Source organism: Cryobacterium sp. CAN_C2 (assembly GCF_015751745.1).
Classification (GTDB): domain Bacteria; phylum Actinomycetota; class Actinomycetes; order Actinomycetales; family Microbacteriaceae; genus Cryobacterium.
Window position 1 is genome coordinate 38,615 of record NZ_JADOUX010000006.1, and the last position, 21,483, is coordinate 60,097.

The 21,483-nt window shown below is 65.7% G+C and carries 21 protein-coding genes; 6 read left to right on the plus strand and 15 right to left on the minus strand.

Annotated elements, in window-relative coordinates:
• Positions 1 to 71: 71 nt before the first annotated feature.
• The 8 genes from era to hrcA all read right to left on the minus strand — a co-directional run bounded on the left by era (position 72) and on the right by hrcA (position 7,214).
• Complete coding sequence (gene era / locus IWX77_RS06820) at positions 72 to 989, minus strand: GTPase Era (protein ID WP_196843768.1); 918 nt, start codon at positions 987 to 989, stop codon at positions 72 to 74.
• Positions 986 to 2,344: a hemolysin family protein gene (locus IWX77_RS06825; protein ID WP_196843769.1), complete on the minus strand. Its 1,359-nt coding sequence runs from the start codon at positions 2,342 to 2,344 to the stop codon at positions 986 to 988. The genes era and IWX77_RS06825 overlap by 4 nt, the downstream gene beginning before the upstream one ends.
• On the minus strand, positions 2,344 to 2,808 hold the full coding sequence (gene ybeY / locus IWX77_RS06830; protein ID WP_196843770.1) for an rRNA maturation RNase YbeY: 465 nt from the start codon (positions 2,806 to 2,808) through the stop codon (positions 2,344 to 2,346). The genes IWX77_RS06825 and ybeY overlap by 1 nt, the downstream gene beginning before the upstream one ends.
• On the minus strand, positions 2,805 to 3,818 hold the full coding sequence (locus IWX77_RS06835) for a PhoH family protein (RefSeq protein ID WP_297413395.1): 1,014 nt from the start codon (positions 3,816 to 3,818) through the stop codon (positions 2,805 to 2,807). Before IWX77_RS06835 ends, ybeY begins: the two co-directional genes overlap by 4 nt.
• Before the next feature lie 61 nt (positions 3,819 to 3,879).
• Entirely contained in the window at positions 3,880 to 4,257 is a 378-nt protein-coding gene (locus IWX77_RS17055; protein ID WP_297413355.1) for an HIT domain-containing protein, read from the minus strand.
• A 19-nt stretch (positions 4,258 to 4,276) separates the two neighbouring features.
• On the minus strand, positions 4,277 to 5,017 hold the full coding sequence (locus tag IWX77_RS06840; RefSeq protein WP_196843772.1) for a 16S rRNA (uracil(1498)-N(3))-methyltransferase: 741 nt from the start codon (positions 5,015 to 5,017) through the stop codon (positions 4,277 to 4,279).
• Between the two features lies 1 nt (position 5,018).
• Positions 5,019 to 6,125, minus strand: a complete 1,107-nt coding sequence (dnaJ, locus tag IWX77_RS06845; RefSeq protein ID WP_196843773.1) for a molecular chaperone DnaJ — start codon at positions 6,123 to 6,125, stop codon at positions 5,019 to 5,021.
• Positions 6,126 to 6,194: 69 nt separating this feature from the next.
• Positions 6,195 to 7,214, minus strand: a complete 1,020-nt coding sequence (gene hrcA / locus IWX77_RS06850; protein WP_196843774.1) for a heat-inducible transcriptional repressor HrcA — start codon at positions 7,212 to 7,214, stop codon at positions 6,195 to 6,197.
• A 227-nt stretch (positions 7,215 to 7,441) separates the two neighbouring features.
• On the opposite strand from hrcA, the gene IWX77_RS06855 reads away from it, so the two are divergent.
• Together IWX77_RS06855 and IWX77_RS06860 are read left to right on the plus strand one after the other, a co-directional pair.
• Entirely contained in the window at positions 7,442 to 7,924 is a 483-nt protein-coding gene (locus IWX77_RS06855) for a DUF4870 domain-containing protein (RefSeq protein WP_196843775.1), read from the plus strand.
• Between the two features lie 88 nt (positions 7,925 to 8,012).
• A complete protein-coding gene (locus IWX77_RS06860; RefSeq protein ID WP_297413352.1) occupies positions 8,013 to 8,384 on the plus strand; it encodes a DUF4870 domain-containing protein in 372 nt (123 codons plus the stop codon).
• 28 nt (positions 8,385 to 8,412) lie between these two features.
• Here the strand turns inward: IWX77_RS06860 and hemW are convergent, their stop codons facing one another.
• The 4 genes from hemW to IWX77_RS06880 all read right to left on the minus strand — a co-directional run bounded on the left by hemW (position 8,413) and on the right by IWX77_RS06880 (position 13,656).
• Positions 8,413 to 9,636, minus strand: a complete 1,224-nt coding sequence (gene hemW, locus IWX77_RS06865) for a radical SAM family heme chaperone HemW (RefSeq protein ID WP_196843776.1) — start codon at positions 9,634 to 9,636, stop codon at positions 8,413 to 8,415.
• A 61-nt stretch (positions 9,637 to 9,697) separates the two neighbouring features.
• Positions 9,698 to 10,348 (minus strand): DUF1990 family protein, encoded by a 651-nt coding sequence (locus tag IWX77_RS06870; RefSeq protein WP_196843777.1) that lies wholly within the window; start codon positions 10,346 to 10,348, stop codon positions 9,698 to 9,700.
• A 5-nt stretch (positions 10,349 to 10,353) separates the two neighbouring features.
• On the minus strand, positions 10,354 to 12,204 hold the full coding sequence (lepA, locus tag IWX77_RS06875) for a translation elongation factor 4 (protein ID WP_196843778.1): 1,851 nt from the start codon (positions 12,202 to 12,204) through the stop codon (positions 10,354 to 10,356).
• Between the two features lie 222 nt (positions 12,205 to 12,426).
• Positions 12,427 to 13,656, minus strand: a complete 1,230-nt coding sequence (locus IWX77_RS06880) for an amidohydrolase (protein ID WP_196843779.1) — start codon at positions 13,654 to 13,656, stop codon at positions 12,427 to 12,429.
• A gap of 78 nt (positions 13,657 to 13,734) precedes the next feature.
• Here IWX77_RS06880 and IWX77_RS06885 point away from each other — a divergent pair, with 78 nt between their 5' ends.
• From IWX77_RS06885 to IWX77_RS06900, 4 genes are all read left to right on the plus strand, one after another.
• Positions 13,735 to 14,460 (plus strand): alpha/beta fold hydrolase, encoded by a 726-nt coding sequence (locus IWX77_RS06885; protein WP_196843780.1) that lies wholly within the window; start codon positions 13,735 to 13,737, stop codon positions 14,458 to 14,460.
• 52 nt (positions 14,461 to 14,512) lie between these two features.
• The gene (locus IWX77_RS06890) at positions 14,513 to 15,544 is read left to right on the plus strand and encodes a S66 family peptidase (protein WP_327012106.1); all 1,032 of its coding nucleotides are present in this window, start codon (positions 14,513 to 14,515) and stop codon (positions 15,542 to 15,544) included.
• A 339-nt stretch (positions 15,545 to 15,883) separates the two neighbouring features.
• Positions 15,884 to 16,147, plus strand: a complete 264-nt coding sequence (rpsT, locus tag IWX77_RS06895) for a 30S ribosomal protein S20 (protein ID WP_104191850.1) — start codon at positions 15,884 to 15,886, stop codon at positions 16,145 to 16,147.
• A 193-nt stretch (positions 16,148 to 16,340) separates the two neighbouring features.
• Positions 16,341 to 17,042 carry a hypothetical protein gene (locus tag IWX77_RS06900; RefSeq protein WP_196843781.1) on the plus strand — a complete coding sequence of 234 codons (702 nt, stop codon included), beginning with the start codon at positions 16,341 to 16,343 and terminating at the stop codon, positions 17,040 to 17,042.
• A 63-nt stretch (positions 17,043 to 17,105) separates the two neighbouring features.
• Here the strand turns inward: IWX77_RS06900 and holA are convergent, their stop codons facing one another.
• From holA to IWX77_RS06915, 3 genes are read right to left on the minus strand one after another with little or no spacing between them, the layout of a single operon-like run.
• Positions 17,106 to 18,161, minus strand: coding sequence for a DNA polymerase III subunit delta (holA, locus tag IWX77_RS06905; RefSeq protein ID WP_196843782.1), 1,056 nt, complete (start codon positions 18,159 to 18,161; stop codon positions 17,106 to 17,108).
• Positions 18,162 to 18,198: 37 nt separating this feature from the next.
• Positions 18,199 to 20,670 (minus strand): ComEC/Rec2 family competence protein, encoded by a 2,472-nt coding sequence (locus IWX77_RS06910; RefSeq protein ID WP_196843783.1) that lies wholly within the window; start codon positions 20,668 to 20,670, stop codon positions 18,199 to 18,201.
• Positions 20,667 to 21,377 carry a helix-hairpin-helix domain-containing protein gene (locus IWX77_RS06915; protein WP_196843784.1) on the minus strand — a complete coding sequence of 237 codons (711 nt, stop codon included), beginning with the start codon at positions 21,375 to 21,377 and terminating at the stop codon, positions 20,667 to 20,669. Before IWX77_RS06915 ends, IWX77_RS06910 begins: the two co-directional genes overlap by 4 nt.
• Positions 21,378 to 21,483 lie beyond the last annotated feature (106 nt).

Consider the following 21,483-nt stretch of genomic DNA (forward strand, 5'->3'; position numbering starts at 1 on the left):
GGCTCGATTGCAGCCTACTCACAGCCAGAGTACGGAAGCCGCCCAGCCGCGGGTACCAACCGGCTGATTCGCTAGAAGCCGAGGCGGCCGAGCTGCTTCGGATCGCGCTGCCATTCCTTGGCGATCTTTACCCGCAGCGACAGAAACACGCGCTTGCCAACGAGCGGTTCGATCTGCTTGCGGGCGCGGGTGCCGACATCCTTCAGTCGGCTGCCCGACTTGCCGATGATGATGCCCTTCTGGCTGTCTCGTTCCACGAACAGGTTGGCGTAAATCTCGACCAGTTCCTGATCGTCCCGCTCAATGATGTCGTCGATGGTCACCGCGATCGAGTGCGGCAGTTCGTCGGTGACACCCTCCAGAGCGGCCTCGCGGATAAATTCGGAGATGCGCGATTCGAGTGTCTCGTCGGTGACCGCGTCAGCCGGGTAGAGCGGTGCATCCGCGTACGGCAGGAGGCGCAGCAGTTCGGTCGCGAGGGTATCCAATTGGATGCGGCTGGTCGAGGAGATCGGCACGATCGCCTCCCAATCCCGCAACTGCGAAACGGCGAGCAGCTGATTGGCGACGTTGGTTTTGGAGGATGCGTCAATCTTGGTGACGATGGCGACCTTTTTGGCTCGCGGGAAGGCATCCAGTTGCTCATTGATGAATTTGTCGCCCGGGCCGATCGGCTCGTTGGCCGGAACGCACAGACCGATCACGTCGACGCCGGCGAGGGTCGCCGTAACGAGGCTGTTGAGGCGCTCGCCGAGGAGAGTGCGGGGGCGGTGGATGCCGGGGGTGTCGACCAGAATGAGCTGACCGTTCTTCTGATGCACGATGCCGCGAATGGCGCGGCGCGTGGTTTGCGGCTTCGACGAGGTGATCGCAACTTTCTCACCCACCAGTGCGTTCGTCAGGGTGGACTTGCCCACGTTGGGGCGTCCCACGAACGAGACGAATCCCGCACGGTACCCGGCGGGGTGGGGCTCAATTGTTGCGGTCATGACCGTTCTCCTTCATCATCTGACACGGTGCGTGCGCCTGTGTTGCTACTGCTGCTGTAACTGCTCGGCGCCGTGAGGAATGCGGTCTGCGCCTCAATCAAAGCTTCATCGCGTTCCACCAGCACGGTGCTGATGCGCTTGCGGCGGCCTTCGGTGCGCTCGGCGGTGAGGTTCAAGCCACTCACCGTGGCGACCGACCCGGCCACGGGCAGTCGTCCGAGGGCCTTGGCCAGCAGGCCACCCACCGAGTCGACATCGTCGTCGTCGAGTTCGAGATTGAACAGCTCGCCCAGCTCGTCGACCGGCAGTCGGGCGCTCACCCGAAAATGCCCGTCACCGAGGTCTTCGAACTCGACCACGTCGCGGTCGTATTCGTCGGAGATATCGCCGACGAGCTCCTCAATCAGGTCTTCGAGGGTGACCAGTCCCGCGATTCCGCCGTACTCGTCAACCACCATGGCCAGGTGGTTGGACTCCAGCTGCATCTGCCGCAGCATGTCGTCGCCCTTCTTTGACTCGGGCACGAAGACGGCCGGCCGGGCCAGATCGGCCACGGTGAGCTGGAGGGCGTTCATCGGTCGCTCAAACACCAGCCGGGCGACGTCGCGCAGGTACAGAATGCCGGCGATGTCGTCGACCTCACCGCCCCGAACGGGCACGCGGGAGGTGCCGCTGCTCAGGAACAGGCCCATGGCCGCATCAATGCTCGCGTCGGCGTCGATGGTGATCATATCGGTGCGGGGAATCATCACTTCGCGCACGACCGTCTCGCTGAACTCAAAGATGGAGTGGATGAGTTCGCGGTCGTCTTCCTCGATCACGTCGAGCTCGGTGGCCTCGTCCACCATGCTGAGCAGCTGGTCTTCGGAGGTGAAGGTGGCGAGCTTGGTGCGGCCGGGAGTGACCCGGTTGCCGAGGGCGACGAGGGCGTTGGCGATCGGGCCGAGCAGCACGCGCACGAAGTGCACGACCAGGGCGCTTGCGGTCAGCAGGTTGATCGGATGGGCACGTCCAACGCTGCGCGGGCTCGCGCCGACCAGCACGAACGATACCGAGGTCATGATGAGCGCCGAGAGCATGAGGGCAAGCCAGAGGGCGTCGATGGTAGTCGCGAAAACCAGGGTCACCAGAACAGCCGCCGTGGTCTCGGCGGTGATTCGAATGAAGTTGATCGCGTTCAGGTGCGCGCCGGTATCGTCGGCGATGGCCTGCAGCGACCGTTTGGCGCGATGATTCGCCACCAGGCTCGCGATATCGGCCCGAGATTGGGACGTGATCGCTGCGTCAACGGCCGCCATGAGCCCGGCGAACACCACCAGGATCACGGCCGCATAAATAAACCACACGATGTGCATCAGGGGCGTTGTCGTTCCTGCACGGAGAAGCCGATGAGAATGTCGCGCTGGATGCCGAACATCTCTTTCTCTTCCGCCGGTTCCGCGTGGTCGAAGCCGAGCAGGTGCAGCACGCCGTGGGTCGTCAGCAGCAGCAGCTCGTCGAGGGTGCTGTGGCCGGCGGTCTCGGCCTGGGACTGGGCGACCTGCGGGCACAGCACAATATCACCGAGCAGTCCGGGCGGGGTCTCCTGCTCCTCGGTACCGGGGCGCAGTTCGTCCATCGGAAAGCTCAGCACGTCGGTGGGACCCGGTTCGTCCATCCACTGCACGTGCAGCTGCTCCATGGCCCCCTCGTCGACGAGCACGATGGCGAGCTCCGCGTCGGCGTGTACGTGCATGGTGTCGAGCGCGAAGGCAGCGAGACGCAAAATGGCGGACTCATCGACCGGAATGGCCGACTCGTTGTTGATTTCGATGCTCAACTGGAACTCCGTTTCGGGTTGCGGCCGGGCGTGCCGACGCGCTGGGCGCCGCGGGTGGCAAATTCTCGGGCTTCAGCACTCTCCTGGCGAAGAGCCTGCTTCTGCGCGTCGTACTCGGTATAGGCGTCGACGATGCGGCCGACGAGCGAGTGCCGCACCACGTCGGCGCTGGTCAAATAGGCGAAGTGGATGTCGTCGATCCCGTCGAGCACGCGGGTGACCAGTTTCAGGCCGCTCGTGCCAGCCGGCAGGTCGATCTGGGTGACGTCGCCGGTGATGACCATCTTCGAGCCGAAGCCGAGGCGGGTCAGGAACATCTTCATCTGTTCCGGCGTGGTGTTCTGGGCTTCGTCCAGCACGACGAAGCTCGCGTTGAGGGTACGGCCACGCATATAAGCGAGCGGGGCCACCTCGATCGTGCCAGCGGCGAGCAGCTTGGGTATGAGTTCGGGGTCGAGCATTTCGCCGAGTGCGTCGTAGAGCGGCCGCAGGTAGGGGTCGATTTTGTCGGTGAGGGTACCCGGCAGAAAGCCGAGCCGTTCACCGGCCTCAACGGCCGGCCGGGTCAGGATGATGCGATCGACCTCCTTGTTCTGCAGGGCGCGCACCGCCTTCGCCATGGCGAGGTAGGTCTTGCCGGTACCCGCCGGGCCGATGCCGAACACGATCGTGTTGTCGTCGATCGCGTCGACGTAGTCTTTCTGGCCAACCGACTTGGCCCGGATACTCTTGCCCCGCGCGGTCAGAATGGGGGCGCCGAGCTGCGCGGAGGGGCTCACGGAGCTGTCCGCGGCGAGCATCCGTGCAGCCGTGACGACCTCGGTCTCGTCGAGGTCGTGGCCGGTGCGGAGGGCCATCTGCATTTCTTCGATCAGGCGCCGCACGGCCAAAACGTCGTCGGCCCTGCCGGCGAGGGTGACCTCGTTGCCGCGCACGTGCACATCGACGTTCGGGTACGCGCCCTCGATGGTACTCAGGTAGCGGTCTTCGGGCCCGAGCAGGCGCACCATGGCGACGCCGTCGACGGTGAAGCGCAGTTCGGTGGTGTTGTTGGAGCCGGCGTTGCCGGGTTTAGAGGGCGCCAAGGGAGTCCTCCCCCAGCGAGTCGGCCGGTTCCGGGCTGCCCAGGACGTGGGCGTGCACGTGGAATACGGTCTGGCCGGCGGCCGCGCCGGTGTTGAAGACGAGGCGGAACTGCCCGTTGGTTCGTTCTGCGGCGATCTGCTCGGCCACGGCGACGAGTTCGACCAGCAGGGCCGGGTTGCCGGCCGCGAGCTCGGCGACATTCTGGTACTGCGGGTCTTTCGTGGTGACGACGACGTGGACCGGGGCTTTCGGGGCGATGTCGAGAAAAGCGATGATGTGTTCGGTCTCGGCCACGATCGTCGCCGGAATCTCACGCGCGACGATACGGCTGAAAATGGTCGGTTGGGCACCAGAAGAAGACATGCCTCTATCTTAAGCGGCGCTACCAGCGGCCAAGGGTCGCATTGAGGATTGCGAGGGCGGCCGGTCCGGCGGTCGACGTGCGCAGCACGGTGTCGCCGAGGCGCACCGGGGTCGCGCCGGACTGTTCGAGCAGGATTAGTTCGGCCGGGGAGATCCCGCCCTCCGGGCCGACGACGAGCAGAATGTCGCGGTCGTCGGTGGGCGCGGCCACCTCGGTGAGGCGACCGGTCGCGAACGGGTCGAGCAGCAGCATCCGGGTGGTGGCGGCCAGCCCGGCCAGGTGCTTGGTGCTGGCGAGCGGAGCGACACCGGGCAGCCAGGCCCGAATCGACTGTTTGCTGGCCTCGCGCACGATGCTGCTCCAGCGTTCGTGGCCCTTGGCGATCTTGGGCCCCTCCCATTTGGTGATGGAGCGGGCAGCACTCCAGGGGATGACTCCATCCACGCCGAGTTCGGTGGCGGCCTGAATGGCCAGCTCGTCACGGTCGCCCTTGGCGAGGGCCTGCACCAAACGGATGCGCGGCGTCGTCGCCGCCGTCTCGATCGCGTCATCGACGCGCAGGGTCAACACCATAGCCTCCGCAGAAAGCACCGTGCCTTCCAGGAGCAGCCCGGCTCCATTACCCAGGCGGAGCCGGTCCCCGGGACGAACCCGGCTGACCGTGACCGCGTGGCGCGCCTCCGCGCCGTCGACGGTCACGACCTGCCCCGGGCGGCTGTCCGCCGCCCGGAGCGTTTCCTGCAGGTAGAAATGTGCCACGTTAGCCGAGGAACCGGTCGCGCAGCTTGGCGAACAGTCCCTGCTGGTACTGGCTCAGGCTGGGCGCGGGGGCCGCATATCGGGCGGCGAACTGCTCGATCAGATCGCGTCCCTTGTGGTCCAGTTTGGTCGGCGTGACCACGTGGATGCCGATCTTGAGATCGCCACGGCCGCTGCCGCGCAGCTTGGTGATGCCGCGGTCCTTGATCGTGAGCACCTCGGCGCTCTGCGCGCCGGGGCGAATCTCCACCTCGATGTCGCCGTCGAGCGCCTTCACGGTGACGCTCGTGCCGAGTATGGCGCTGGTCATGGGCACGTCGAGCGAGCACATCAGGTCGTCGCCGTCGCGGCTGAACACGTCGTGGTGGCGCACCTTCATTTCGAGGTACAGGTCGCCGTTGGGACCGGCGGCCGGGCCGGCTTCGCCACTGCCGGGCATCTGCAGGCGCAAGCCGGTATCGACCCCGGCGGGGATGTCCACCGGAACAGTTCGGCGGGCCCGCACGCGGCCCTGGCCGGAGCAGGTCATACACGGCGTCGCGATGATGGTGCCGTAGCCGCGGCAGGAACCGCACGGGCTCGACGTCATCACGTTGCCGAGCAGGGAACGCACCGCACGCTGGATGCTGCCGGTGCCGTGGCAGATGTCGCAGGTGATGGGTGACGTGCCCGGGGCACAGCAGGAGCCCTTGCAGGTGTCGCAGACGATTGCAGTGTCGACCGCGAGGTCGCGGTGCGTGCCGAAGATGACCTCATCGAGGTCGAGTTCCACCCGAATCAGGGCGTCCTGGCCACGTTCGCGGCGGGAGCGCGGGCCGCGGCCGCTGCCTCCGCCGCCCCCGCCGAAGAATGTCTCGAAGATGTCACCGAAGTTGCCGAAGTTCTGGCCGTCGAAGCCACCGTTCTGGCCGCCCTGGTCGTACTTTTGGCGCTGTTTGGCGTCGCTGAGCACGTCGTAGGCGTGGGTGATGCTCTTGAACCGTTCCGAGGCTTCGGCGCCGGGGTTCACGTCGGGGTGCAATTCGCGGGCGAGGCGGCGGTACGCCTTCTTGATTTCGTCGGTGGTCGCGTCGCGGCTAACGCCGAGAGCTTCGTAGTGGTCAGCCAAAGGGTGGCTCTCCTTGTTGTTCTGATGGTTGTTCGAAATGGTGGCGGTACCGCGCGGGCGGCGAAAGTTTTAGGTCTCGCCGAGCAGGCGGGAGAGGTAGCGGGCGACGGCGCGCACCGCCGCCATGTTGTTGGAATAGTCCATGCGGGTCGGCCCGAGAACCCCGAGACGGGCGAGGTTGCCGTTCGCGGTGTAGCCGCTGGTGAGCACGCTCGCCTCGGGCAGGCCGAAGGCCGCATTTTCGCGGCCGATGCTCACCGACACGCCGTGCTGGTCGGTCTCCATCTCGCCGAACAGGCGCAGGAGCACCACCTGCTCTTCGATGGCTTCAAGGACCGGGTAGATGCTGCCGGAGAAGTCGTCTTCGGTGCGCACCAGGTTCGCTGCGCCGGCCATGACGAGTTTGTCCTGGCGATTGGCGCCGACCTGGTCGGCGAGGGTACTCGTGATCAGGTCGACGATCGGCTGCAAAGCGGGCGCACCCGGCCAGATGCTCGCGGCGAGGGCAGCGCTCGCTTCGGCCATGCACAGTCCGACGACCGCGACATTGAGGCGGGCACGCACCTCGCCGAGCGTCTGCTCGTCGAGTGCACGTGGCAGGTCGATCACTCTCTGTTCCACCCCGCCAGAATCGGTGATCAGCACCGAGAGGATGCGTGTCGCGGTCAGCGGGACGAACTCGATGTGGCGCACTTTGGCGCGCGACAGCGAGGGGTACTGCACGAGCGCGACCTGGTGGGTGAGCTGCGAGAGCAGTCGCACGCTGCGCACGAGCACCTCGTCGAGGTCGGCGGAATGGCCCAGAAACGTTTCGATCGCCTGGCGCTGGGCCGAAGTGAGCGGGCGCAGATCAGCGAGATGGTCGACAAAAACGCGGTAGCCCTTGTCGGTCGGAATGCGCCCCGACGAGGTGTGTGGCGCCGCGATCAGCTCTTCTTCTTCGAGCAGGGCCATGTCGTTGCGAATGGTGGCGGCGGAGACGCCGAAAGAGTGCCGGTCGACGATGGATTTGGAGCCGACGGGTTCACGGGAGGCGACGTAGTCCTGCACGATGACGCGCAACACATCGAGGCCACGGTCGGAAACCATTGCGCCCGCCTTCCTGATTCTCCGGTATCGCTTCAGTTGAGCGGATGCCGCAACCTCGCGCCCTGGTGGGCACGCTGGAACGCAGCTTTGCCGGCACATCGTTGGCACTCGCAACCACTGACTGCCAATCCTATCGCGACCGGCTGGAAACGCCCATTGCCAGTATCCCGAACCAAGCGTTAAATTACCGATGTATGCTCCCATTGTTTTTAGCGAAAGGCACGATCATGAGTGATCCACAGGCACAACCTCCCGGAGATTCCAACTATCGTGAGCCGAATGCCGGCCAGCCGGGATACGGCCAGCAGCCCGGCGGGCAACCCGCGGGAAGCCCGTACGCCAACCCGGTGGTCGCGGCACCACTCTCCGAGGCCGACGATCGACAGTGGGCCTCCTTTGCGCACCTCGGCGGCATCCTGAGCTTCCTGCCCTCCCTGATCATTTGGCTGGTCTTCAAGGACCGCGGTCGCCTCACCAATATCGAGGCGAAGGAGGCGCTCAACTTTCAGATCACCCTGCTGATCGGCTATGTCGCGATTAATGTACTATCGTTTATTCTCGCCATCGTCACCTTCGGAATCGGTGGACTGATCATCGGGCTGGCCTGGCTGCTCTGGGTGGCCGGGGTCATTTTTTCGATCATGGGCTTCCTGAAGGCCAAGGAAGGCCAGAATTATCGGTATCCGTTCGCCCTGCGTTTGATCAAATAACAGTTCGCAGTGCTTTTCGACAGGGGGCGATTACTCTGGGAGTCACTGGCACTGCCGTGCCGGCGCCCGGTCGTAATCAGGAGCACCCATGTCTGAGCAGAACCCATACCAGTCGACACCTCCCACCCCCATGAGTCCCGCCGACGAGAAATTGTGGGCGACACTGATCCATGTCGGCGGCATCCTCTTCAGCTTTCTGCCGGCGCTGATCGGCTACCTCGTGCTGCGGGATCGCGGACCCTTCATCCGCGCGCACACTGCGACCGCGCTGAACTTTCAGATCTCGTTCTACATCTACGCCGCCGTGCTGGTGCCCATCAGTATCGTCACACTCGGCATCGGCAGCGTTCTTTACGCACCGCTCTTCATCATTGCGCTCGTATTCATGATCATGGCGGCCCTGGCGGCCAACCGTGGCGAGGGCTACAGCTATCCGCTCACCATCAGGTTCGTCAGCTGACAGCGCGCAAGCATGAGTGGTGCGGGCGCTAGTCGCTCAGCCGCCGCACCACGGCGTCGGCCAGCAGCCGTCCGCGCAGGGTCAGTTCGATTGTTCCGGCGAGGGCGGCCCGCGCGTTGACGAGCTCATCGGCGATGAGCCCGGCGACCTCGGTGCGGCCCGACGCCGACAGCGACGCGACCAAAATACCGGTGCGGATGCGGCTTTGCAGCAGGATACGCTCGAGCTCACGGGTCGGCGCGTCGAGCGTCTCGCGCCCGGCGGCCGGCGAGAGGCCCCCGAGGGTGCGTTCGGCGTAGGCCGCCGGATGCTTGACGTTCCACCAGCGCACGCCGCCGACATGGCTGTGCGCGCCGGGGCCGACGCCCCACCAGTCCTGGCCGGTCCAGTACGCGAGGTTATGGCGGGACCGGTGCGCGTCCGTCGCGGCCCAGTTGCTGACTTCGTACCAGTCGTAGCCGGCGGCGGCGAGGAGTTCGTCGGCCAGCTCGTAGAAGTCGGCCTGCTGGTCATCGTCGGTCGGCGCGATCTCGCCGCGGCGAATCTGCCGCGCCAGCTTGGTGCCGTCTTCAACGATCAGCGCGTACGCGCTCAGGTGGTCGGGGTGCAGACTGAGAGCCTGCTCGAGGCTCGTGCGCCAGTTCGCGAGCGACTCCCCCGGCGTGCCGTAGATGAGGTCGAGGCTCACGTCGAGGCCGGCGCCGCGGGCCCACTCGACGACGAGCGGTACCCGCTCGGGATCGTGGGTGCGTTCGAGCGTCGCGAGCACGTGCGGCACCGCGGACTGCATGCCGAACGATACCCGTGTGAATCCGGCGTCGGCGAGGGCGCCGAGGTAGGCCGCGTCGACCGAGTCGGGGTTCGCCTCGGTGGTGACTTCCGCGCCCGGCTGGAAGCCCCACTGGTCGCGCACGGCACCGAGCATGCGGGTCAGGTCGGTCACCGGCAGTAGTGTCGGCGTTCCTCCCCCGAAAAACACCGTCGAGACGGGGCGTTCCGGCACGCCCGATGCGGTCAGGATGCGTGCGGCCGCCTCCACCTCGAGCATGGCCTGGCTGGCATAATCGCTCTGTTTGACCCCGCGCAGTTCGGTCGCGGTGTAGGTGTTGAAGTCGCAGTAGCCGCAGCGTACCCGGCAGAACGGCACGTGCAGGTAGACGCCGAAATCGCGCCCGAAGGCGTCAACGGCCGCCGAGGCGGGAAGGAGGCCATCGTCGGGTGCTGGATCGCCGACGGGGTGGGGTCCGGCCATGGGTAGTGCTCCAGTACGTCGAGGTTGTGCAATGTTTTGGCACTGCTATTTGATGGCGCTGCTACGTGATAGCACCCACGGGATGCAGGGCCCGCAGGTACAGCCGGGTGAATTTGGCCTGCTGAAAGCGCAGCATTGGCCAGGCCAGGCGGTAATACCACGTGCTGGCCTTCGAGAACGAGCGAATGGTCAGCCAGACCGAATCGTCGTCCCGGTGTTCGACGATGAAGGATTCCTCGCCGCTTTCCGGATGACCGGCCAGGGTGCCGTAGGCGAACCCGATGCGGGCGACCTCGTCGATCACGTAGACAACGCGCACCGGCGCGGTCACGCTGAACAGCCAGACCTTAATTTTCAGCGTCGCCGTCATGCCGTTGGCAATATACGGCGTGCCGTCATCCGCAAAAGTCGCCTCGTTGACCGGATGCTGCTGGCCGGCTGCCGGGGTGCCGTCCGGCTGAAAGGTCACCGGCGTGTACTGCACACCGGTACCGCTTTCGAGGTCGGTGACCTCCATGCCGCTGCCGCGCTGGATTCCCCACGTCATCAGCAACTTGGTCGCGGCTTGAAACCGCTCCTGGGAGCTGCCGAGCTTGACGCTCTGCTCCATCGGGCGGTAGCCCCGGGGCGGATAGCTCATCAGGTCGGGAGCGAGCGTGCCACCGATGGCGGCATAGCTGACGGCGGCGTCGGTGAAGGTGGCCCTGCGCACGCGCTTTACCTCTTGTCTTTCGTCTCGATGTCCCCCGAGAGCGCGGCGATGAAGGCCTCTTGGGGAACTTCGACGCGACCAACCATCTTCATGCGCTTCTTGCCTTCTTTCTGTTTCTCGAGCAGCTTACGCTTGCGCGAGATGTCACCGCCGTAGCACTTGGCGAGCACGTCTTTACGCATCGCCGAGATGCTCTCGCGGGCGATGATGTGGGCGCCGATCGCGGCCTGAATGGGCACCTCGAACTGCTGGCGCGGGATCAGCTTGCGCAGGCGTCCGGTCATGAGGGCTCCGTAGGCGTAGGCCTTGTCGCGGTGCACGATGGCGCTGAACGCGTCGACCTGCTCGCCCTGCAGCAGAATGTCGACCTTGACCAGGTCGGCTTCCTGCTCGCCGGAGGGCTCGTAGTCGAGTGAGGCGTAGCCGGCGGTGCGCCCCTTGAGCATGTCGAAGAAGTCGAACACGATCTCACCGAGCGGCATCGTGTAGCGAATCTCGACGCGGTCTTCGCCAAGGTATTCCATACCGAGCAGGGTGCCGCGGCGGCTCTGGCAGAGCTCCATGATCACGCCCACGTAGTCTTTCGGCGCGAGAATGGCCGCCTTGACCATGGGCTCGAGTACCTTGGCGATCTTGCCGGTGGGATACTCGCTCGGGTTGGTGACCGTAATGGTGCGCTTGTCGTCGGTGGTGACCTCGTAGGGCACGCTCGGTGCGGTCGTGATGAGATCGATGTTGAATTCGCGCTCGAGGCGTTCGGTGATGATCTCGAGGTGCAGCAGGCCCAGAAAGCCGCAGCGAAAGCCGAAACCAAGGGCGACCGATGTCTCCGGCTCGTATCCAAGACTCGCGTCGGAGAGTTTGAGCTTGTCGAGGGCTTCGCGCAGCGCCGGGTAGTCGCTGCCGTCGATCGGGTACAACCCCGAGAACACCATGGGCTGGGGTTCGTTGTAGCCGGGCAGCGCGTCGGTGGCCGGGCGCAGGGCGGTCGTGATGGTGTCGCCGACCTTGGACTGGCGCACGTCTTTCACGCCGGTGATCAGGTAGCCGACCTCGCCGACCCTCAGGCCCTTACTTTCGATCGGTTCGGGCGAGATGACGCCGATCTCGAGGATCTCGTGGGTCGCCTTGGTCGACATCATCTGAATTTTTTCGTGGGCCTTGAGGTGCCCGTCGATCATGCGTACGTAGGTGACGACGCCGCGGTAGCTGTCATAGACCGAGTCAAAGATCATGGCGCGCGCGGCGGCATCCGGGTTGCCCTGTGGTGCGGGAATCATCCTGGTCGCGAGGTTGAGAAGTTCTTCCACACCGGCGCCGGTCTTGCCGGAGACGCGCAGCACGTCTTCGGGGCGTCCGCCGATCAGGCTCGCGAGCTCGCGGGCGTACTTCTCGGGGTCTGCGGCCGGCAGGTCGATCTTGTTGAGCACCGGAATGATCGTGAGGTCATTCTCGAGGGCAAGATAGAGGTTGGCCAAGGTCTGGGCTTCGATGCCCTGGGCCGCGTCGACCAGCAGAATGGCACCCTCGCAGGCGGCGAGGCTGCGGGAGACCTCGTAGGTGAAGTCGACGTGGCCGGGGGTGTCGATCATGTTGAGTGCGTAGGTGACGCCGTCCATTTCCCACGGCATGCGCACGGCCTGGCTCTTAATAGTGATACCGCGTTCACGCTCGATGTCCATGCGGTCCAGGTACTGGGCGCGCATGGAACGTTCGTCGACGACGCCGGTGATCTGCAGCATCCGGTCGGCGAGCGTCGACTTGCCATGGTCGATGTGGGCAATGATGCAGAAGTTGCGGATGAACTCGGGGGCCGTGGCGGCCGGTTCCAGCGCGTGAAGGGCTCTCGGTGACATAGTTCAATTATTCTCCCATGCTCGGCCGGGTTGCCGGTCTAGGCGAGTCGCCCCGGCTCGGCATCTTCCTACCCACCTGTTGTCGTCGACGCATGCACGATGCGAACTGTCGAGGGGCTCCGAGGCGCTGTGGTTGCACGCGTGTGCGGGCCGCAATCGACAACCGGTTCAGAAATTTCTGCGTTCGTCAGGGGATGGCGTCAGGGCATGGTCTGGGCGTGGTCAGGCGCCGAGGCGGTGGGCGCGCTCGACGACCTGGCCGAAGCCGTTGCTGTAGCGGTAGACCTCGATGCCGTCGATGAGAACGAGCTCGGCGCGTGAGCCGAGGTCGAGCGGGTCGCCCGACCAGATCACGACATCGGCGTCGAGGCCCACGGTGAGCGACCCGACCCGGGTATCGAGCCCGAGGATGACGGCCGGATTGATTGTGAGGGCCTCGAGCGCGGTCTGTACCGGCAACCCCTCCTTCACCGCAAGGGACGCCTGGTGCACGAGAAAGTTCACCGGAACGACGGGGTGGTCTGTCGTGATGGCGACGCGCACGCCGGCGGCGGCGAGCACGGCAAGGTTGCCGATGGCACGGTCACGCAGTTCGACCTTGGTACGCGCGGTGAGCATCGGCCCGAAGATGACGGGAATGTTTTTCTCGGCCAGCACATCGGCGATCTTGTGCCCCTCGGTGCCGTGGTTGATGACGAGGCGGTAACCGAATTCTTCGGCCAGGCGAATGGCCGTGGCGATGTCGTCGTGACGGTGCACGTGCTGGTCCCAGGCCAGTTCGCCCGTGAGCACCCGGGCGAGGGCTTCCTTGCCGAGGTCGCGGGTGAAGGCGTCGCCCTTGTCGAGGGCGGCATCGCGCGCCTCCACATAGTTCTGGGCGTCGACGAAGGCCTGGCGAATGATCAGGCTCACGCCGAGTCGGGTGCTGGGGGTCTGCAACTTGTCGCCGTAGACCCGCTTCGGGTTCTCGCCGAGCGCGCTCTTGATGCTCACCGACTCGCTGATGACCTGCTCGTCGATGGTGCGACCGCCCCAGCTCTTGATCGCGACCGACTGGCCGCCGATCGGGTTGCCGGAGCCCGGCTTGACGACGATCGTGGTGACGCCACCGGAGAGCGCGTCCCGAAAGCCCTCGTCGTCAATGTTGATGGCGTCAATGGCGCGCACCGCGGCCATATTCGGGCCGGTCATTTCGTTGGTGTCGTTGCCGGCCCATCCGTTTGCTTCTTCGTGAATGCCCACATGGCCGTGAGCCTCGATGAAACCGGGAAGCACCCATTTGCCGGTCGCATCAATGATCTGCGCGCCGCTCGGCACGGTCACATCGGCGCCAACAGCGCTGATGCGACCCTGCTCGATCAGAACAGTGCCGTTCTCGATGGTCTGGCCGAGAACCGGCACGACGCGAGCGTTGATGATGGCGGTCTGGGTAGTCGCGGGTGCAGTTGTCATGCCTTCAGCCTAGGCATGTTGACTGATCAGAGCCGATAGTCAGCCCGTTTACCCCTTTGGCTGGCTAGGCTCACGGGCATGGAGACTGCCAAGGCCCGTGTGCCTGTTTTACTCGTGCACGGCATTCGCGCCTCGGCCTCGATGTGGCGTTTTCAGGAGCAGAAGCTTCGTGCCGCCGGACACCCGGTACTCGCGATCGATCTGCCCGGCCACGGACAGCGGATGGGCGAGCCCTTCACTGTGCCGGCCGCGCTCGCCGCCATCGATGACGGGGTGCTGGCCTTGGGCGGCCGGGTTCTGCTCGTCGGGCTGTCGCTGGGTGGATACTACGCGGTGGCGTACGCCGCGAAGCACCCCGATCGCGTGGCAGGGCTCGTCGCCGCGGGCTGCAGCGCCGAACCTAAGGGCCTGCTGCTCGAGGGGTATCGACTTCTGGCCCGAATGATTCACCGTCTACCCGATCGGGGTTTGTGGCTGCATGAGACCATGGCCCGCCGATTGTTGCCCCCTGCCGGAGCTCGCGATGTGCTGACCGGCGGCGCCGCGCTCGACGTGATGGATGCCGGGCTCCACGCGACCTCGACGTTGACTCCTCTGACCAGCCTGGCGGAGTATCCGGGCCCGATCTGGCTGGTCAATGGTGCCCTGGATCACTTTCGACTGAACGAACGTCGCTTTCTCGCAGCCTGCGCCAACGGGGAAGTCGTCGTGGTCCCGGGGGCGACCCATCTCGCGAGCCTGGCCCAGCCGGAGCGTTTCACGACGATTCTGTTGCGGGTCGCAGAGCAGGTATCCGCCGCCTGACACCCAGCACCCGATGCCGGGTCGATTCTGCAGTGAGAGCCTGCCACTATGAATGATGGACATCCGTTACCCCCGACCACTTGTCGCCGGCGATCTGATCGGAGTAACGGCGCCGTCGAGCGGTGTCGCCGAACAGCACCACGCTCGCCTGAACTTCGCGATTGAGACGCTAACGGAACAAGGATTTCGCGTTGAAGTCGGTGACTGCATGGATGGCGCGACCCACATCAGTGCGCCCGTGGAGCAGCGGGCGGCCGAATTCATGCGGATGCTCCTCGACCCGCGAGTGCGCGCCATCGTGCCGCCGTGGGGCGGTGAGACGGCCATTGACCTCATTGCGCACCTGGATTTCGACGCCATCGCCGCCGCAGAGCCGACCTGGGTGATCGGCTACTCCGATATCTCGACGCTGCTCACACCGATCACTCTCCTGACCGGTGTCGCCACCATTCACGGCAGCAACCTCATGGATACGCCGTATGCGACACCGTCGTCGCTCGTGAACTGGCTCATTGTCGCGGGCCAGCCGATCGGCTCGTCGTTTCGCCAGTCGTCGCCCAACGTGCACCGCATCAATGACTTTGACGATTGGCAGGCCAACCCCGAGGTCACCGACCACACTTGGAATGGCACCGGGCAGTGGGTGCGCCTCGACGGCGGTACCAATCCTGTCGACGTCTCGGGTCGCTTGATCGGCGGCTGCATCGAGACATTGGCCAATCTTGCCGGAACGCGATACGCCGACACCAGCCGCCTGCGCGGTGAAGCGGATGCCTCGCTTCTCGTCTACATTGAGGCTGCCGGCGACGAGGCGACCGCCATTTGCCGCTACCTGCACGGGATGCGCCTGGCCGGCTTCTTCGACGGTGCTGCCGCCGTGCTCGTCGGTCGCACGGGAGCGAACGACTCCCCCACTCTCACGCAGTCGGAGGCGGTGCTGGACGCCCTCGGCTGGCTCGGTATCCCCATCATCGGAAACGTCGAATGCGGACACGTTCCCCCGCAGCTACCGATTGTGAATGGTGCCCTCGGCCGACTGGTCTTCACAGATTCTGAACGCTTCCTCCAACAAACGCTGACGTAGCGACGGAGATTTCATGCTGCGCGGGAGCTGCGCCAGTGCGCGGGAGGCGCAACTGGGGCGCATCGGCGCACTTCCCGCGCGACGCGTGGCGCGGGAGTTCTGTCCGGACCCGATATCCCGCGCAGCGGCGCAACTCCTGCGCAGGGCGATCCGGCGTGCGCTCAGCGGGGCGGCGGCATCCGCTCGGCGGGGCGGGGACGGTTTTGGGGTGGGGGCAATTGCTGGTAACGTTGGTGGTTGGCTTGCGTGTTGGGTCCCACCCCGCACGATCTTCGCCGCTGAAGCGCCCTCTACCGCTGAGCGGCTGTCCGTACAAGAATCTAACGAAAGCGTAAAAACGTGGCAAATATCAAGTCGCAGATCAAGCGAATTGGCACTAACAAGAAGTCTCAAGAGCGCAACAAGGCCGTCAAGAGCGAGTTCAAGTCCGCCATTCGCGCGACACGTACCGCTATTGCCGCCGGCGACAAGGACAAGGCCGTCGTTGGTTTGGCCTTTGCGTCCAAGAAGCTCGACAAGGCCGTCAGCAAGGGTGTCATCCACCAGAACCAGGCTGCGAATAAGAAGTCGGCCATCGCGAAGGCCGTTTCCGCACTCGTCTGATCGACACTGGTTCCGCCTGCACCCGGTGTGACCTCGTCGGGTGTGATCGCACCGGCTCGTGCGAGCAGATGCGCTTGCCTCTGGCACGAAAACCCCTGCCATGTCGGCGGGGGTTTTCTGGTGCGTGGCGGCCTGCAGCTCACGCCGTCGGTGGACAGCGTGGCGCGGTCAGCGTGCCCACTATACTGGCGCGGTGAAGAGTACCCCACCGGCACGTTTCATCCCCGACGGCAACCGAGACGATCGTCATACGCACCCTCGTTTTGTCGCCGCGCTGCTCAGTGCAGCGACATTGGTTCTGGCAATATGGCTAGCGTTCAACACGAGCGATGGAGAGTCTGGCACCACGCGGCTGCAGCTGCTGGTAGCGGTGGCCGCCCTGGCACTTCTCATCATTGGAATCACATTCCACCTCGCAGCGGCGGCCGCGGGACTCCACGGCGGCATTGAAAACGGCGGCGCTCAACACGGCGGTATTGACCACGGCGGTATTGACCACGGCGGCGTTGACCACGGTGTCGGCCAATTCGATACAGACCGATTTTTGCGAATCAGTCGCCGCATCCTCGTACTATCGCGAATCGGAGCGGTGTTCGCGGCCGCTGCCGTGCTGGCGATCGCCGGGCTCGGAGCGCTGCGCGTTCTCGCTCCGCCGGCCGAACGGCCGGTGTCGGTACAGTTCTCCGAGATCACCGGCCGTGTGCAGCTTGAATACTGCCCGAACCTGCCCGGCTCATTTGATGCCCTGGTCAAGCCGACCGACCTGGCCAGTTCGTCTACCCTGCTGCCCGTCTGGGTCGCCAGCCGGGTCTGCGGCAACCCGAGCTTTCAGCATGGAGTATGGCTCCACCTCAACCGCTCCACCATCACGGTCGCTGACGCCGGCTACCGCTGACGCCCGCGACTGCTGCCGCCTAAAACTGCTGACGCCTAAAACTGCTGACGCCGGCGAAATGGGCTATCGTTCGCCGCGGCGGGCGATCACGCCGATCAGACGTTCGAGGGCGAAGACGGGGTCGCGCCCCGCACCCTTCACCGCGGCATCCGTTTCGGCGAGCACCAGAATGCACCGGGCGAGCCCTTCGTCACTCCACCCGCGCAGGTCTTTTTGCGCGCGTTCAACCTGCCAGGGAGCCAGCCCGAATTGGGCGCCGAGCTGGGCTGAACCGCCGCGGGCCCCGAAAACCTTGGCCATGGTACGAATCTTCATGGCAAACGCAGCGACGATCGGCACCGGGTCGGCACCGGAGGCGAGGGCGTGTCTCAGGGTGATCAACGCCTCGCCGTTGCGGCCGGCGATGGCCCAATCAGCGACCTTGAACGCATTGGTTTCGACCCGACCGCCGTAGTACCGGTCAACCGTGGTTTCGGTGACCTCGCTCGTCGCATCCGCAATGAGCTGCTGGCAGGCAGCGGAGAGTTCGGCCAGATCGTCGGAGAAGGCGGCAACGAGCTGGCGCAGGGCACTGACCGTGACGCGTTTACCGACTGCCTTGAACTCGTTCGCGGCGAATTCGTACTTTTCGGTGTCCTTCTTGAGTTCGGTGCAGACGATTTCGATAGCACCACCGAGACCGCTGCGGATCGTGTCGAGCAGTTTCTTGCCGCGCACTCCCCCGCCGTGCCGCAGCACGACATAGGTGTCATCGGCCGGGTTCTGGAGGTAGTCCAGTGCCTCGGTCAGAAAGGTGTCGCTGCTCTTCTCGACGTTGCTGACTCGAATCAGGCGCGGCTCGCCGAACAGCGAGGGGCTCGCAAGGGTGAGCAGCTCACCGGGCGCATAGCTGTCGGCCTGGACGTCGCTGATTTCGAGGCTCGGATCTTCCAGCTTGAGAAAATCGCGCAGCTGACGAATGGCCCGTTCGGCGAGAAACGTTTCGGTGCCCGAAACAAGCACGATCGGTGCCGGACGCACCTGGTGCCAGCCGAGCTGGGGAATGACGGTGCCCTTGGCCGTGCGGGCGGGGGACGTCGTGCCGGCCCGGGGACCGGTTGTGGCGGGTCGTGCGGCCAAAGCGCTCTCCTCGGGTTCGTGCTGGGGTCAATCAAGCCTAACCCGCACCACCGACCCGCCAGGCAGCATCCGGTGCACCGGTCGGTGTTGGTGCGGGGGCCCTGGGCGGACCAAGATCGACGACCTTCTCCGTCCACACCACGAACGTGCCGTTGGTTCCCGGCGCGACCACGGCAAGACCCTCCCGGTCCGTTCGCAGAGACAGCGTGCCCACCGACCCGAGAAGATTCAGCAGCGTGTCGGTCGGGTGCCCGTAGGTGTTCTTCACCCCGACCGAGATCAGCCCCACCCGCGCTCGCAGTTCCGCGTACAGTTGTGGGCTTTGGTCGGCCGAGCCATGGTGCGCCACCTTGACGACGTCGACCCGGCCGGGTGGTGACACGCGGCGCAGGGCATCCTGTGCTTCTTGCCCGAGATCGCCGAGGAAGATCGAACGGATGCCCTGCCCGTCGAACATGATCGTGACACTTCCCGGATTGCCCACCTGCATCGTCGTCGCTCCACGAATGGGCCAGAGAATGTTCCAGCGCAGTCCGCCGAGGGTACCAGCGTCGCCGCGCGCGGCTTGGCGAACGGTGGCGCCGCCGGCTGCCAGACGCTCATGCAGGCGTTCGTCCTGGGCGTTCTCGGGTACGCCGACCAGCGCGGTGTCCACCCGTCCGATGACCGCATCGACCCCGCCGATGTGGTCGAGGTCGTAGTGGGTGAGCACGAGCAGGTTGATGCGGGTGATGCCGAGGGTCGCCAGGCAGGCGCTGAGCAGCTTCGGGTCCGGTCCGACGTCGACTACTCCATACTGATCGCCATCCCGCACGACGACGGCGTCACCCTGGCCGATGTCGCAGGCGGCGATCTGCCAGTTGGGCGGAAAGGTGACGAGGCGGCCGATTCCGGTGCCGATGAGCGACCCGGCGTAACCACCCAGGCCGACGAACAGCAGGGCCAGCGCCGCCGCGGGCCATCGGGCCGGGCGGGCGGCCGGGCCACGCAGTACGACCATGAGGGTGAGCAGTGTGACGACCACGAGCAGCAGCACTCCGGGCGCACCACCAGGCCAGGGCAGCCGGGTTCCCGGCAGCGTTGACACCCCCTGGGCGACGGCGGCGATCCACGCCGACGGCAACCACGCCAGGGCGAGCAGCCCCGATGCCACGCCCGGGAGCAGCGGCAGGCTCAAGCAGGCCATCAGCCCGACCACGGTCGCGATCGGCGCGGCCGGACCGGCCAAAATATTGGCCGGAACGCCGTAGAGCGGCAGGCTCGGGTTCAGCAGGATCAGCACGGGCTGGCAGGCCAGTTGGGCGGCCAGTGGAATTGCGATGATGACGGCGAGGGCCGTCGGTATCCACTGGGCCAGCACGCGAGCGAGGGGACCGGCAAGTATCAGGAGCCCCGCCGTCGCGAGCACCGAGAGGGCGAAACCATAGTTGCGGGCCAGCCACGGATCGCTCACCAGCAGCCCGATCACGACACCGAGCAGGGTCGGGAGGCCCCGACCGGGTCGGCCGACGCCGATCGACACCAGGGTGAGCGCGGCCATGACCGCCGAGCGCAGCACGCTCGGCTCCGGCGTGACCAAAACGGTGAAGCCGAGCAGCGTCACGAGCGAGAGCAGGATACGCCACGAACGACCCAGCCGAAGATAGCCGCCGAGCAGCATGATCGAGGCGATGACAATGGCGCAATTGGCCCCGGACACGGCGGTCAGGTGGCTGAGCGAGCTGGTTTTCATGGTGGTATCGAGGGCGGGGCTGACCGCGCTCGTATCGCCGATGGCCAGTCCGGGCAGCAGGTCTCCCCCGTCGCCGGCGAGACTCGTCGCCGCCGTCGCGAACCCGGCCCGCAGCTCGTTGGCCCAGCGCAGCCACCACGGCGGTGCGGCGACATTGCGCGCCGTCTCGGTGGCGAACAGAAGGGCGACCGCGGCGTCGCCCAGTTCGGTGGCGCGCAGCGTGCCGCGCATCTCGAGGCTTGACCCGATTTCTGGTTCAATACCGCCCCTGGCCGCTTCGGCGAACACCACGACGGGGCTCGAGACGTGCGCCGTCTCGCCACGGCTGTCGATTTGGGTCAGGGTGGCCCGATAACGCACCCGCCCCGAGGCGCCGCTGCCGATGAAGGCCTTCGCCGCAACCGGAACCGACCACACGGTGACGGTGGCCGTGATCGTTGCCTGCGATTCTGCGGCGGCACTCAGCTCTGGCGGCAGCCGCACCGGCGCCCAGGCTCCGACGGAGGTCGCCACGAGCGCCGCGCCAGCGCAACAGAGCACCACGCTGCTGCCCAACGCCTGCCAGCGTCCGGAACGCGGCGCCGCGTTCCTCCGGGTGGGCAACTCGAAAGTGCCGTGCCGCGGCATCCGGCTAGCGACCAGCAGGACGGTGCACCCGCCAGCCACCAGCCACAACGTCACGGCAACAGCCACGGCTTGGTGGGGCGCTCCGATCAGCAGGCCGGCCGTCAGCCACACGACGACTGCCGGAAGCGCCAACCGCAGGTCGAGGCTCATACCGTGATGAGGTCTTTGAGAGCCTCGAAAGTTTTGTCGCCGATCCCCGCGACGTCACGGAGGCCATCAACGCTGGTGAACCGGCCGTTCGTCGTGCGATAGTCGATGATGCGCTGGGCCATGGTCGGGCCGATACGGGGCAGGGAATCCAGATCGGCGACCGTTGCCGTGTTGAGGTTCACCTTGGCCGCGGGGGCGTTCGCTCCCGCGGAGCCGGCCGGCGCTGCGGTGAGTGCGGGCGGCACCTCGCCCTGGCGGGGGACATAGAATTGCTCGCCATCACTGAGAATGCGGGCCAGGTTCACGCCGGCCGGATCGGCCTCGGCGGTCACACCACCGGCGGCGGCAATGGCATCCATGACTCGGGCGCCGTCGTGCAGCTGAAAGAGCCCCGGCCGGACCACGGCGCCGAGAACGTGTACGAAAATGATGATCACGCCAGTGTCTGAACCGCCCGACGCTGGGCTCGCACCCGCGTCAAACGGCCCAAGTGGTGGAGTAGACGCCTGGCCGGACGGGATCGACACTGCCCCGGACCCGACCGCGCGTTGTCCCGCCTGCTGGCCGATGGCCGACACGATGACGGCGACCACGAGGGCGAGCAGCAACAAGACGACGGCCGCACCGACGCCAACCCGAAGTCGTGGGCGCCCCCGGGCTGCGGGAGCGAGTCGCTCCAGATCGAGGGGGGAACGGTCTGGTTGCATGCTCGCAGGCTAGGCCGCGCGGGGCATCCGTTTGTCGTCGGCCGACCTATCTGTGTACGGCCCGGTGAATTGCAGCCCTGTGGAGAAGGCCCGACCGATCAAGGAA